The 14,658-nt window shown below is 50.7% G+C and carries 11 protein-coding genes; 8 read left to right on the top strand and 3 right to left on the bottom strand.

Annotated features, from left to right (window positions below):
- Window positions 1-169: 169 nt before the first annotated feature.
- Window positions 170-730, bottom strand: a complete 561-nt coding sequence (locus DFER_RS13660; protein WP_015812228.1) for a DinB family protein — start codon at window positions 728-730, stop codon at window positions 170-172.
- Window positions 731-959: 229 nt separating this feature from the next.
- Here DFER_RS13660 and DFER_RS13665 point away from each other — a divergent pair, with 229 nt between their 5' ends.
- The 3 genes from DFER_RS13665 to DFER_RS13675 are packed head-to-tail and all read left to right on the top strand — an operon-like array spanning window position 960 to window position 4,414.
- Window positions 960-1,571: a DUF4136 domain-containing protein gene (locus DFER_RS13665; RefSeq protein WP_015812229.1), complete on the top strand. Its 612-nt coding sequence runs from the start codon at window positions 960-962 to the stop codon at window positions 1,569-1,571.
- 4 nt (window positions 1,572-1,575) lie between these two features.
- Entirely contained in the window at window positions 1,576-2,235 is a 660-nt protein-coding gene (locus DFER_RS13670; protein WP_015812230.1) for a hypothetical protein, read from the top strand.
- 10 nt (window positions 2,236-2,245) lie between these two features.
- Window positions 2,246-4,414 (top strand): hypothetical protein, encoded by a 2,169-nt coding sequence (locus DFER_RS13675; protein WP_041735092.1) that lies wholly within the window; start codon window positions 2,246-2,248, stop codon window positions 4,412-4,414.
- Between the two features lie 72 nt (window positions 4,415-4,486).
- Here DFER_RS13675 and pheA read toward each other — a convergent pair whose 3' ends face one another.
- A complete protein-coding gene (pheA, locus tag DFER_RS13680; RefSeq protein ID WP_015812232.1) occupies window positions 4,487-5,560 on the bottom strand; it encodes a prephenate dehydratase in 1,074 nt (357 codons plus the stop codon).
- A gap of 124 nt (window positions 5,561-5,684) precedes the next feature.
- Complete coding sequence (locus DFER_RS13685) at window positions 5,685-7,556, bottom strand: DNA topoisomerase IV subunit B (protein WP_015812233.1); 1,872 nt, start codon at window positions 7,554-7,556, stop codon at window positions 5,685-5,687.
- Window positions 7,557-7,832: 276 nt separating this feature from the next.
- Between DFER_RS13685 and DFER_RS13690 the strand changes: the two genes are divergently transcribed.
- From DFER_RS13690 to DFER_RS13710, 5 genes are read left to right on the top strand one after another with little or no spacing between them, the layout of a single operon-like run.
- Window positions 7,833-10,373, top strand: coding sequence for an SLBB domain-containing protein (locus DFER_RS13690; protein WP_015812234.1), 2,541 nt, complete (start codon window positions 7,833-7,835; stop codon window positions 10,371-10,373).
- A gap of 2 nt (window positions 10,374-10,375) precedes the next feature.
- Window positions 10,376-11,467 carry a GumC domain-containing protein gene (locus tag DFER_RS13695; RefSeq protein WP_015812235.1) on the top strand — a complete coding sequence of 364 codons (1,092 nt, stop codon included), beginning with the start codon at window positions 10,376-10,378 and terminating at the stop codon, window positions 11,465-11,467.
- A gap of 2 nt (window positions 11,468-11,469) precedes the next feature.
- Window positions 11,470-12,303, top strand: a complete 834-nt coding sequence (locus DFER_RS13700) for an ABC transporter permease (protein WP_015812236.1) — start codon at window positions 11,470-11,472, stop codon at window positions 12,301-12,303.
- Window positions 12,304-12,320: 17 nt separating this feature from the next.
- Complete coding sequence (locus DFER_RS13705; protein WP_015812237.1) at window positions 12,321-13,580, top strand: ABC transporter ATP-binding protein; 1,260 nt, start codon at window positions 12,321-12,323, stop codon at window positions 13,578-13,580.
- Window positions 13,573-14,655: a DegT/DnrJ/EryC1/StrS family aminotransferase gene (locus tag DFER_RS13710; RefSeq protein ID WP_015812238.1), complete on the top strand. Its 1,083-nt coding sequence runs from the start codon at window positions 13,573-13,575 to the stop codon at window positions 14,653-14,655. The genes DFER_RS13705 and DFER_RS13710 overlap by 8 nt, the downstream gene beginning before the upstream one ends.
- Window positions 14,656-14,658 lie beyond the last annotated feature (3 nt).

The raw sequence follows: 14,658 nt of genomic DNA on the forward strand, positions 1-14,658 counted from the left end.
TTTGCTTAAAAAAAGGCTGTCCGAAATATCGGGCAGCCTTTTTGTCTATATCCACACCATTAGAACGTTGGCATTTCTCAATATCCATCGCTCCATTGTAATGCAAAATATACAATTTCTATTATAAACAATAGGTGCGAGCCTATTTTTACAGAATTTCATGCAAGTTTCAGTAATAATCTGCGGAATTGTCGTAGTCCGAACGGTCGCCGTATGCGCCGTAATCGTCGTCTTCTTCCAGGCGCATGGCCTTTGCTGCTTTTTTAATGAGTCCGATCTGCCCGGCGTGGTAAACGTCGTGCTGGATCACCCCATGGATCATGGTGTAGTAAGAATAGTCGCGGCCCGGCACGAACTCTTCCAGGAAGCTGTCATCCGCAACCTTTTCCAGCTCCGATACCAGCTCTTCCTGTGAAAGGCTCAGCTCCATCTGGATTGCCTCCCATTCAAACTCGTCCACCACGGGGAATTTCTTCCAGTCCTTATCCTGCGTTTTAATATCAAACTCGGCGTCGCCCTGCAATTTCCGCACGGCAAAAATCCGCCAGGTGGTCATGTGGTACACGATTTCAGCAATAGAATGCGTGTTGGCGCTCAGGCGGGTTTCTGCCATTTTAGGCGTTACATCGCGCAGCGCTTCCACCACCGACGGGCCATACCAGGCCTCTTCGCTTTCGTAGGTGTCGTTGAGTACATCTATGATCCTTAAAATCTCTTCTTTTGATTCCATATGATTAAATTAAACTGCTGCAAATTTACGGGGATTCGGACGAACATTGTCCAAATGTGTTTTCAATATTAAAGAGACAATTTCCCTGTTTCCATACTCTCCTGACGCTCTGCGGGAAAGATGGCCGTTCCAACCAATCGCCGGATGATGCGGTCAGAGTTTATGAAACGCTAAACTATTCGGCTCCAAAGTTTCGTTTATTTAACAAATTTTAAAAAGTCATACTCAAATGTTCAAAAAAGCCTCTTTCCTCTTACTGATAGTCGGCCTGGGGTTCATGTCGTGTTCCAAGGACCCGATCAGCGACCTTTCTAACGAAGAATCGCTGGTATACATTACCAACCACGACAAAGCTGCCAATTTCAGTCAGTATAAAACATTCAGCATCGTGGATTCGGTGCTCGTTGTCGAAAATAACCGCGCCGGAACGTCACTGGACGACATCGACCGTGCCATGCTGCAACGGCTGATCACCAACATGCAAAACATGGGTTACAAATACGTAAGCCGGACACAGAACCCCGATGTGGGTATCAACGTTTCGTGGATCACCAATACGTATCTCAATGTGGTGTCCCAACCGCTCTCTTCTTATTATGGAGGCTATTGGGGCGGTTACGGCTATGGTTTCCCGAGCTATTACGGCTATTACCAAACCAGCGAGAGCTCCTGGCTGATTTCGATGCTCGACTTCAAAAACCCGCAAACGACTCCTTCCGGTAAAACTTTCAACGTGATCTGGGATGCGCAAATCCGCGGCTCGGCAATCGGCGACCAAGCGCTCGTCGATAAAATGGCCGACTCTATTTTCGGACAGTCCGAATACCTCAAAATCAAGTAACCAAATGAAAAGAATCATCATTATTGCCCTTTTCCTTGGAAGTGTTCTGCCTGCATTGGCTCAGGAAAAACCAAGGTTATATACGATTGCATCCCCTTTTGAACGCTACACCCATTACCTGGCTACTGTCCGCTACACGGCAGCAGTGCCGATGGGCTCTTTCAAGGATAATTACATCGACAAATCCTCCTTTCGGAACGCCTCGGTCTCCATCGAATGGGTGCTACGCAATGCACCGTTGTCGATAGGCGGCGAGATCGGCTCCTCGTATTTCGAAAAACGCGTACCGAGGGCGTTATACGATGGACAGGACGGCACGATTTCCGCCGTTCAAACGCGCACCGTTTCGCAATACCCGGTGGAACTGTTTGCCAACTACCTTTTTCTGCCGCGGACTTCGCAGGTTCAGCCTTACATTCAGATCAGCGGCGGGGGAAGTATTCTGGATTACACCGTATATTACGGCACTTTGTCGTCGCAGGATCAAAAAATACGCTTCAAATACGGCATCGGGGCCGGTTCCAGATTTTTCTTCAAGAAGGACGGGACGTTTGGGCTCGATGTGCGTGTCAAATATGATGGCACGGCATACAAATATGACTACATCGACAAAGGCATATCATCCGTGAACGGTTCGATAGGCCTTTTCTATCGTTGGTGGTAAACAATGTATCGTGACACATAAAAAGAAAGTTTTGACCAAAACATCGCTTATCTGGATAGGTGGCATTCTCGCATTTCTGATCGGTTCCGGGCTTTGGGCCTGGAACCGTTTCGGTCCAAGCGGCCACAAGACTTACGTGCAAGTGACTGAGGGCTTCCCGATGGCCCGGACGCTCGATTCGGCATCCCATGCATGCGACCTCACGATCCGCCGCTACCGGCAGATCGGCCGCGAAATGCAGTTCGAGCTCGCCGCCAATGCAGGCGGGCTTTCTCCCTACGACGTAAAAATCACCCAGAACGGCCAAACACAAACTTTCCAGGCGGTTGCGCACCGGTACGGCACGTGGCTAACCATCCCGGATGTGCAGATCAATGGCGGCGAAGCGCAGATTAGTGTGCTAAGCCTCGGCCAGCAAGGCTGCCAAACAACCGCTGCATTCAACTTCGAAACGTCGGTAGCCAACGAGGTGCTCGATGCGAAGGAATGGATCAGACAAGGGAGCAAGGACACCTGGCTGGACGTCCGGCCCGTGCGGAAGGACGGCAAGCTCTACCTCCGCGACTTTGCAAACTACAACGATAACCGCACGAAGGTCGTGATGATCGACGGCATTGTGGTGAACGGGCTGGAAAACGGCATCGAGGTGAAACCGGGATTTCTGTATTCGGTCACCGCACGCTGGATCGACGCGCCATATAACGACTGGTGGAATGCCGCCAGAAACCGCACCGTGCGCCAGCAGAACATTTACCTCGCGGGCAACGCGGGCCAATCCGCCTCCGGCCCGCTCACGCGGATCGCGATACCCGACTGGTTCTCCCCTTCCCGCACCATCAATGTCGATTTCGACACCAAATTTCCGGAATTCGAACCCGTGAAGGGCAAGCTGGTGATGCAGTACCGGCTGAACAACTATGTTCCTTCGGACAATTACTATAAAAGAGGGATCGGATATTTGTCCAATACTGAAAAAGAATATCCGTCGGAAAAGCTGCATTACACGGCCACTCCCAATTACTTCGGTGATAAGGACGAAAAATGGTTTGCGAGCCTTTCCAAAGAGCAGGTCGAAGCGCTGGCGGGCGTGCCGGGATTCGGCGTGTACGCCTACGATTTCGAGTTTTGGAGCCAGCATTATCCGAAGGAGGTCATTCAGCGGCTGATCTGGTTTTCGAGGGTGGTTAGAAAAAATCACCCGAACATGCATTTGATGGACTATTGGGGCGGCGGAGCCTATACCAATCCGCACATCAACACGGTGGGAGGCGCCGATCCGAAGAAATTCATGGGAGAATACGCGAACCCCAAATCCAATAACCCGAATTTCGATCCGCTGCCGAATGGCGATAGCTTCCGGGAAGTGTTCAACACCGTACCTATCGACGTGTACCCGAAGCCCATGTTCGCAACGGACCAGGCTGGTAACTCGCCGAATAACTTTGTGCTGCTGTCGGCGATCCATTCGCTGCGCATCAATAAGCTCCTGCCTTATCAGAAAAACAACAAGTTCATTTTCTACGGCTGGAACCGCTACATGCCATTGTACAAAGACCCGATCGTGCCCTGGAACTACCAGCTCACCGATCCGAAAGGCGAACTTATCATGAACCAGCTCGAAATGATGCCCGCCAGCCAGGCGCTGAGCTTCTCACTGTTTTCGCTGATCCTGTTCGACGGCTACTACCTCTGGCACGACGGCGCCCCGAGCGCCCGCAACCCAAATGCCTACAAGCTGTCGAAAGACATGTGGGGCTGGGGCTACGAATGGTATCCCGCCGATGGCAAGACCCCCGAAAACGAAGTGGGCCGCAACACCTCCGGCGGAACCGCGGCACCGTACTGGGATTTCCCTACCGAATATTATGCACTCGGCAACTGGATGGCGAAACAGGTGGAGGACGTCCTCACCGGCGGCACCAACCAGGACCTCGCATTCCAGCTCAACGGGCAGTGGGTTCAGCCCAAGAAAGAGCAGGTGCTGCTGGCGATCGACGGCAAGCAGCCATTTGTAACATCTATCGTAAAAGGTAACCAGATTGTCGTCTTGGCGGTTGATTCGTTCCAGCAGCCTTCTGCGGAGCGGAAAATGAAGGTGAGGTTACCGGATGGCGTCGAAACGGAGATCGAGCTTTATGGCAACTGGCCGTCGCTCTACCGCGGGACTTTGAAGAAATAATCTCGCCATTTTTATAAACGAAGAGAGCTCGCTGCAATGGCGAGCTCTCTTCGTTTTATATGCGACTCAATGCTAGGCAACTTTCACGTAGCTTCCGAGCCATTTCAAATGCGTGCCGTACTTATGCATGATCTCGCGCACTTGCGGGTCGTCCATATGTCCGAGGAACTCCACCAGGAACCACGCGCGGAACGACGCCTCGCCGCGTAACGGCCGGCTTTCGATCTTGGTGAGGTTAATGCCCCGGTCGTTGAAGTCTTTCAGGAATTCGTAGAGCACACCCGGGCGGTTGGTGTTGGGCAGGTTGGCGATGATCGTCGTTTTGTCGTCGCTGCTCTTCACATTGGTAAAGTCTTTCGCGAGGATCAGGAAGCGGGTCTGGTTCTGATCGCTGTCTTCGATATTGTCGAAAAGAATGGGTACGCCAAACAGCCGGGCCGAAATGGATGAACAAATAGCCGCTGCATCCGGCTCTTCCGAAGCGAGTTTCGCGGCTTTGGACGTAGAATCCACAGGAATGAGCTCGATGCCCATGCCTTCGAGGTATTCGCTGATGAACTTCCCGCATTGCCGGAATGCAATGTCTTTGGAATAAATCCTTTTGATGGATTTCAGGGTATCGGATTGCGACGCGAATGTGAAATGCACTTTGAGAAGCATTTCGGCCACAATGGACAAGTTCTTCTCACGCAAGAAATCCACTGTTTCTACCACAATCCCTTCCTGGTTATTTTCGATCGGCACCACGCCGAATTTGGCACGGCCGGTTTCTACACTTTCAAAAACCGAATGGATGGTAGGCAAAACCAAATATTCGCTCATGGCGCCGAAGCGGCTTTCGGCCGCCTGGTGCGTAAAGCTACCTTCCGGCCCAAGGTAGGAGATCCGCTCAGGCAGTTCCAGGTTGCGGGATACGGCAAAAATTTCGAAGAAAATGGCGTCGATCGCCTGCCGGGAGAGTAACCCGTTGTTATGCTGCGCGAGCCGGTCGAGAATTTGCTTTTCTCTTTCGGGGCGGTAGATGATCGACTGGGAAGACCGTTTCAGCTCGCCTACTTTTTTGACAAGCTCCATACGCTCGTTCAAAATGCTCAGCAGCTGGTCGTCCAGCCCGTCGATTCTGTTTCTTAAATCTTGTAATTCCACAAATTCACTTTGATAATGATGATCAGAACCGGGAGGTGCATTCCACTGTTCATTAAAGCCCCTCCCGGTTCAATATTACTTGACCGGCCCAAAGATAGTGCGCGGCATGCAATGCGTCACCGGTCTATCCGGCGAGCGCAAGTTCGTCAACGTTCTTCTCTACTTTGAGGTTGTCGATGATAAACCGCTGTCTTTCAGGCGTATTTTTACCCATAAAATAACTCAGCAGTTTTTGAATGGATGTTTCTTTTTGCAGGATCACCGGCTCCACACGCATGTCTTCGCCGATAAACTTGCCGAATTCCTCCGGTGAGATTTCGCCCAATCCTTTAAAGCGGGTGATTTCCGGCTTGTTGCCCAGCTTGTCGATCGCCGCCTGCTTTTCCTCCTCGCTGTAACAATAGATGGTTTCCTTCTTGTTGCGGACGCGGAACAATGGTGTTTCAAGCACAAACAAATGCCCGTTCCGCACCAGGTCGGGGAAGAATTGCAGGAAAAAGGTCATCAGCAGCAAGCGGATGTGCATTCCGTCCACATCGGCGTCGGTCGCGATGATAATGCGGTTGAAGCGCAGGTTTTCCACACCATTTTCCACATCCAATGCATGTTGAAGCAGGTTGAATTCCTCGTTTTCGTACACGATCTTCTTGGTAAGCCCAAATGAGTTCAGCGGTTTTCCGCGCAAACTGAACACGGCCTGCGTCTGAATGTCACGCGACTTGGTGATCGAACCGCTGGCCGAATCTCCTTCGGTAATAAAAAGCGTGGTTTCGTAACGATTGTCGCTTTTCAGATCGGTGAGGTGAACGCGGCAGTCGCGAAGTTTCTTGTTGTGCAAATTCGCTTTTTTCGCCCGGTCGTTGGCAAGTTTTTTAATGCCTGCCAGCTCTTTCCGTTCCCGCTCCGACTGCTCGATCCGCTTCTTCAATGCGTCGCGCGATTCGGGGTTCATGTGCAGGAAGTTGTCGAGCCTTTCCTTTACGAAATCGTTAACAAATGTCCTCACAGTGGTGCTGTTAGGATCTGGCGTGATGGTGTTGGAACCGAGTTTGGTTTTGGTTTGAGACTCGAAAACAGGCTCCTGGACGCGGATTGCAATGGCGCCGATGATCGATGAGCGAATGTCTTCCGGCGCGTAATCTTTCCCGAAATGTTCACGCACCGCCTTCACAACCGCTTCCCTGAATGCAGCGAGATGGGTACCTCCTTGTGTCGTATACTGACCATTCACAAAAGAGTAGTATTCCTCACCATATTGATTGCCATGAGTCATCGCCAGTTCAATGTCCTCTCCTTTGAGATGAATGATCGGATAACGCAGCGTTTCGGCGTCGGATTTGCTTTTCAGGAGGTCGAGCAGGCCGTTTTGGGAAAAGTATTTCTGCCCGTTGAAATTGATCGTCAACCCGGCATTCAGGTAGCAGTAATTCCAGATCATGTTGTCCAGGTACTGCGGAATGTACCTGAAATTCTTGAAAATAGTGCCGTCCGGCTCAAACGCCACGTGCGTGCCATTGCGCTGGCTGGTAGTGCCTTCCGGCGATTCGTTCAGCAATGCGCCCTGGTTAAACTCGGCACTTTTGGTCTTGCCGTCGCGGTACGACTGCACCTTGAAATGGCTCGAAAGCGCATTAACCGCCTTGGTACCCACGCCATTCAGGCCGACCGACTTCTGAAATGCGCCCGAATCGTACTTCCCGCCGGTGTTGATCTTCGAAACGCAATCCACCACCTTGCCCAGCGGAATGCCGCGGCCGTAGTCGCGCACTTCCACGCGGTGCTCGGAAATCTTGATTTCAATCGTTTTGCCATTGCCCATCATGTGTTCATCGATCGAGTTATCGACCACTTCTTTCACAAGAACGTAAATTCCATCGTCCACCGACGAGCCGTCGCCGAGCTTTCCGATGTACATCCCGGGCCTCAGGCGGATATGTTCTTTCCAGTCAAGCGACCGGATACTGCTCTCGTCGTACTGAACATTTGTACTTTCCATATTTATAACTATTCTTTTAGGAGTATTAGCGGTTTCAAAACCGGTATTTTAATAATTTGAATCTTTTGTCGTTACCCTGTTATAACTTTGCGGGGCTTCCGGGGAACCGGCCCCCGATTAATAGAAATTCTTTAAAAATAGGAAAAATCTAATTTACTTTGCCATGATATACACTACCACAATATTGCGTGTACTCGAATCCCAAATTCAAAAATACTAGTCTTATACATAGTTTTAATGAATTTTCAGACTTTCAATAGTACAATAATTCTTCTTATGAACAGATCCAGGTTGGCTAAAAGTTATAAATCTATACTTCCCTATTTCCTGAGTTTAATCATTTCGTTACCCGCTTTTTCACAGGTCATTGCTCCAACGGCCCCTTCGGGAGCTGGTCCTACGTCGACCGGCGCGCAAGGTGTTCCGCAATCGGGCCCGAGAGGCACGGGCACTACCGGCACGGGTAACACGCAATCGGGCCCCGGCGGCCAGCAAGGCACCGGCCAGCAGGGTGCCAATCAGCAGGGAGGCAACCAGCAGCAGGGGAATCAGCAGCAGGGAAATGATGGCCAGGGAGGCGATAAAGGCAAAAATGCCGCCAACCAGAACGGCCAGAATAGCGAAGGTGGTGAGCAAAGCAAGATTAACACCAGCACCAGCACCACCCTCACCCCGGAAGAGCAGGCCAAAGAAGCCATGCGCCAGAAGATCTACGGTTATTCCATTTTCGCAGATAAAAATCTGGCACCAATCCCTGATTTACAGATCGTTACACCTACCACTTATGTAGTAGGCCCCGGCGATGAGATGAAAATCTACCTGTACAACTACGCCGAAAGCACTTATGAGGTGGTCGTCAACAAGGACGGTTTCATCAGCATTCCGCGTGTTGGTAATGTGATGGTCGCTGGCCGCACCATTGAAGAGATCAGAAAAATCCTGATTGATAAATTTGCCAAATTCGTGCCGGGAATGCTCGGCGGCGGCGGCGAAACGGCCCGTACCAAACTGATGGTAACCCTCGGCGAAGTGCGTTCGGTAAAAGTATTTGTAACCGGAGAAGTAATCAACCCCGGAACGTACACAGTATCATCGCTTTCTTCCGCTTTTAATGCGCTTTATCAGGCCGGCGGACCTAACGAAATTGGATCTTTCCGCGAAATCCGGGTAGTACGCCAAGGCAAGGTAGTATCGAAAATGGACATTTACGACTACCTGGTAAACGGCAAGATCGACGGCGACATCCGCGTGCAGGAAAACGATAACATCGTGGTAGGCTACTACCTGAAACGCGCCGAAATTGCAGGAATGGTGAAACGCCCGGGTATTTATGAACTGACGCCCGAAGAAAAGCTGGGAGACGTACTTCGCTACTCCGGTGGATTTAACGACAAAGCTTACCGCGCACGCTTGAAAATCCAACGCATTACCTCGCGCGAACGCAAAATCCTCGACGTACCTGAAACACAATATGATACATTCGAGATGGCGACCGGGGACTCCATTACCGTAGAAACCGTGCTCGACCGCTACGAAAACATCGTGACGATCCAGGGAGCGGTAATGCGCCCGGGTGAATACTCGCTCGACAACAGCCCGACTTTAAAGCAACTCATCGAAAATGCACAAGGCATGCGTGAAGACGCTTTTGTAGGCCGTGTGAATGTGCTGCGCACCCGTGAAGACCTTACCATCCAGACCATCCCCATTAACTACACCGACGTGCTGAACGGCGTAACGCCCGACCTCGTACTCACACGCCTTGACGAAGTAATCGTTCCGTCGCGTTTCGAAATGGCTGAAACGGCGTTCGTGAGCGTGGAAGGTGAAGTTAACAACACCAAAATCGGTGAAAACGAAGGAAAATTCCCCTACACGACCGACATGACGCTCGAAGACGTACTCGTGCAGGCCGGTGGTTTGAAAGAATCGGCTTACACTTCCGAAATCGAGGTGGTACGCCGTAAAAGAAACTCGGTGGCCGGTGCAGCGAATGCGCAGATTTCGGAGGTCTATAAGTTCAATGTAAACCGCGACCTATCCCTGAATGCGAAAGCGACCAATTTCGTCCTGTTCCCATTCGACCAGGTAATCGTTCGCAAATCGCCTAATTATGTGGAGCAGCAAACGGTATTTGTAGAAGGCGAAGTGCTGGTGAACGGCCCTTACACCATTATCAACAAAAACGACAAGATCAGCGATATTATCAAAAGAGCCGGCGGCCTTACCGAGCTGGCATATCCGGAAGGAGCGACCCTCCTGCGTCGCACGGTTGTGAAAAACCTCGACGAGCCGGTAGATTACGAGCAGGTGCAGCAAACTGAAAAGCGGATCAAATCAGGCACGCTTACAGGCGACCTGCCGAACGTGAAAGAAGAGAAAATTGGTATTGTATTGAAAAATATCCTGAAAAACCCGGGATCGTTTGAAGACCTCGTGGTGCAGGAAGGTGATATCATCCGTATTCCGAAACGTCTGGAAACCGTTCAGGTGACTGGCTCGGTGTTGTACCCAACTACCGTGAAATACGGCAAAGGCATGAACTTTACGGATTACATTTCGCAATCGGGTGGTTTTACGGTGCAATCGCTCAGAAAGAGCTCATATATCAAATACCCGAACGGCAATATCGACCGCACAAGAAGATTCCTGTTTTTCAATGTGTACCCGAAAGTACAGCCGGGATCGGAGATTTTCGTTCCAACAAGAGCCGCTCCTGCGCTTAACCCGCAACAAACTATTGCTACCGCTACCGGTTTGCTAGGTTCGGTAATGTCATTGATTTTAGCAGTATTGGCTTTCCGTTCAATTAACTAACCATGTCGACGACCACACATCAAATCCCGGAAGACGAACTATCCCCGAAGGAAGTCGTTGAGAAAGTACTGGTAATCAAAGATGCACTGATCCGTAACTGGAAATGGCTCTTGCTTCTGCCGGTTGTAGGTTTCGGTATCGGCTATGCCATGGATACTTACGAGAACAAGCCGCCGACCTACGAGGCCAATGTGGTGTTTAACCTCGGTGCCGCGGGCGCCAGCTCAGGCATTGGCGACGTAGCAGGCCTATTGGGCCTGGGTGCTCAGCCGGACGCGAATATCTTCACCGGAGAAAACTTTTTTTACTTCGTGAAATCGCGCCCCGTCTTGGAGCGCAACCTCATGAAAGAGGTCGAGATCAACGGTAAAAAGCAGATCCTCGCCAATTTCTACATCGATTCCAGCGGCATTAAGACTTCCGACTGGGCCGATTATCCGGACTTGCAGAAATTCCAGTTCGCGACGAACGATCTGAAAAAGATGGATATCAACTCCCGGATCAACCTCAATGCGATCGTGAAGCGGTGCGCGGAGGCAACGGAAATCGCGTCGCTCGACCGGAAATCGTCATTTACATCGCTCTCCACCAAAATGGAGAACGAACACCTCGCCGGCCTTTGGGTAACTACCCTGCTCGAAACCGTGGAGGAAATGTATACCGAAAACCAGACGCAGAAAACACGGAAAACGCTCCGCCTGCTTCAACACCGCGCCGACTCGCTGGCGGCTGTATTGGGCATTGCCGAACACAAACTGGCCAAGCAGCTCGATTACAGCCAGCAGATCATGATGCCGGAAGCGAAAGTATCGGCCAACAGCATGGAAAGAAAATCTTCATTCCTGCAACAGCTGTACTACGAAGCGATGGCCAATGCGGAGAAAATGCGGATTTCACTCGTGAAGGAAGCCCCGCTTTTCACAGAGATCGAAGGTATCAAAGTGCCTTTGGATGTTAAATATGAAGACAAGCGCAATGCCAAAATCGGGGCACTGGCGGGATTGATGATTGCACTGATCCTTGTGTATTTCAGAACAGTGTTTTCCACCCCTACCACCACCACTACCGTACGTAAGGAAGTAGTAACGGCATAATCATGGCAACTCAACACTCTATTACTATTAAGGCCGGCGGGTCTGAAAAAGATTACTGGAAAGACCTTTGGCTGAACAGGCAATTGCTGTGGATTCTTTCTAAAAGAGATATTTCCGTTCGTTATAAGCAAACACTCCTCGGCGTGGCATGGAGCGTGCTGCGGCCGCTGATGACGATGGTCGTAATGGTGTTCGTATTCAGTTACCTGGCCAAAATCAAAAGCGATCCCGGTGTTCCCTACCCTTTGATGGTGTTGAGCGGGCTCACAATCTGGACTTTTTTCGCCAACACGTTTACGCAGATCAGTAACAGTATCCTGATCAACTCCAACCTGGTTTCTAAGGTTTACTTTCCCAGGCTGCTCATGCCGCTCAGCTCTATCGCCGTAGGTTTCGTCGATTTTTTGATCACATTCGGGATATTCCTGATCCTGACAGCCGCCTTCCAGCACCCGATCAGCTGGCAGATTGTATTTCTTCCTTGCTTCATTTTACTTACATTTATTACTTCAATGGGCTTTGGCCTGTTTTTTGCGGTATTAAATGTACGGTTCCGCGATATCGGTCAGCTGATCCCGTTTCTGGTCCAGGTTGGTATGTACGCCTGTCCGGTCGCTTACAGCAGCACACTGGCGCAGGGCACATGGTTTGAAAAATATTATAACCTGAACCCGCTCGTAGGTATTATCGACGGTTTCCGCTGGTGCCTGTTGGGGGACAAAGCCTACTTCAATCCGGAGAGCTTGTATTCCACCGCGGCGATATCAACGATCATACTGATCATTTCGCTGATCTATTTCCGTAAAAAGGAGAATACGTTCGTAGACCATATCTGAAACAATCACACTTGGGCATGTCTGTAATAGTAGCTGAGAATATCAGCAAGAAATATATCATCGACCACCAGCGCAAAAACGGCTCGTCCGGTTTGCGCGACATTGTTTCCGACACGGTCAACAAGGTTCTTTCACGCAAAAAAAGCGGTTCGGACTTTGCTGAAAAAGAGGAGTTCTGGGCTCTTCAGGACATCAATTTCAGCATCGATAAAGGCGACCGCATCGGGATCGTGGGCCATAACGGGGCGGGAAAATCGACCCTGCTCAAAATCCTGAGCCGCATTACCGAACCTACCACCGGCCAGATCAAGATCGACGGCCGCATTGCCAGCTTGCTGGAAGTGGGTACTGGCTTTCACCCCGAACTCACCGGCCGCGAGAACATTTTCCTCAACGGCGCCATTTTGGGTATGTCAAAGGGCGAGATCCGCGAGTCGTTCGATGCGATCGTGGACTTTGCGGGCGTTGAGAAGTTCCTTGATACGCCGGTAAAAAGATATTCGTCGGGGATGTATGTGCGCCTCGGTTTCGCGATTGCGGCCCACCTCAATCCCGAGATCCTGATCGTAGACGAAGTACTCGCCGTAGGTGACACCGAGTTCCAGAAGAAATGTCTCGGTAAAATGCGCGATGTTTCCGAAAGTGGCCGCACGCTGCTTTTCGTGAGCCATAACCTCACCGCCATTCAGGCTCTTTGCAACAAATCGTTTTATTTCGAAAAAGGCCGCCTGATCGATCAGGGCGAAACTTCGCACATTGTTACCAACTACCTCAGCAAAGTTTCGCACAAGTCACTGGAAAAGCATTGGGATAACATTGAATCCGCTCCGGGCAACGACCAGGTGCGCGTGAAGAGTTTCAAACTTTTTCCGGAATACCAGGACGATCTCACGCACATCGACGTCCGCACGCCGATCAACTTCCAGTTTGAATTCTGGAACCTTGTGGAAGGCGCTTCGCTGAACCTCAGCATGCACCTGTACACTTTCACGGGCGAATGTATTTTCAATGTAGGCACCCAGGCCGAAAATTTCGCAAAAGGCCTTGTAAGCGGCACCTGCGAAATTCCGGGCAACTTCCTTAACGACGGTTCGTACGTGGTGTCGATGATGATCGTGAAAGACACGAGCACCGTGCTGTACAATATGGAAGAAGCCCTGGTATTTGATATTGAGGATTACCGCGAAAATGTGACCTGGTATGGCAAATGGCCCGGCTATATTCGCCCTCAGCTCAATTTTTCCATTCGCCAAACTGAACACGTAGTGAATGATTAACGTCACTAAAACCTTTCTACCCGATCAGGAAGAATATCTGCAATATGTCCGTGGAATCTGGGAACGTGGTTATCTGACCAACAACGGACCACTTTTACAACAGCTCGAAGGACAGCTGAAAGAATATTTGAACGTAGATTACCTTTACTTCTGCGGTAATGGAACGATCGTTCTGCAAATCGCGATCAAGGCGCTGGAACTGAAAGGCGAGATCATCACGACGCCCTTCTCCTACTGCGCCACTTCCAACGCGATTTTGTGGGAAAACTGCACGCCTGTCTTTGTAGACATCGACGCGGCGACATTCAACATCAATGCAGAACTGATCGAAGCGTCGATCACCCCGGCGACGTCGGCCATTCTCGCTACACACGTGTACGGCAACCCCTGCGACGTGGAAGCGATCGAGGCGATTGCACAAAAGCATAACCTGAAAGTGATATACGACGCCGCACACGCGTTCGGCGTTACCTATAAAGGCAAATCCCTGCTTTCCTACGGCGACCTGAGCACATGCAGCTTCCACGCTACGAAAGTGTTCCATACCATCGAAGGCGGTGCTTTGATTTCCAACCATCCTGAACTCGACCGCAAGCTGCATCTCCTGCGCGCATTCGGCCACCAGGGCGACGAGCATTATGAGTTCGCCGGCATCAATGGCAAAAACTCGGAATTTCATGCGGCCATGGGATTGGTGAACCTGCCGCAGGTACCGGCCATCATCCAGGCACGCAAGGAAGTGTTCGAGGCTTACGATAGCCTGCTCAACTGGGATATTCTGTTCAAACCGACGCTTAGCGCCGACATTGAGTACAACTACGCCTATTATCCGGTAGTATTTCCTTCGGAAGCGGTGATGTTCAGGGTAATGGAAGCGCTGAAAGTCGGAGAAATCATTCCACGCAGATATTTTTATCCCTCGCTGAACACCCTTTCTTTCATGCCGAGGCAAATTGCCTGCCCTGTTTCTGAGGATATCGCGGCAAGAGTGTTAAGTTTGCCATTATATGTAGGGCTTCCTTACGAGGACATCGAAAGGATTTCCCGCATGATCAACGGTCATTTATCACCATAATCG

It is taken from the genome of Dyadobacter fermentans DSM 18053, assembly GCF_000023125.1.
In the GTDB taxonomy this organism is placed as follows: Bacteria; Bacteroidota; Bacteroidia; order Cytophagales; family Spirosomataceae; genus Dyadobacter; species Dyadobacter fermentans.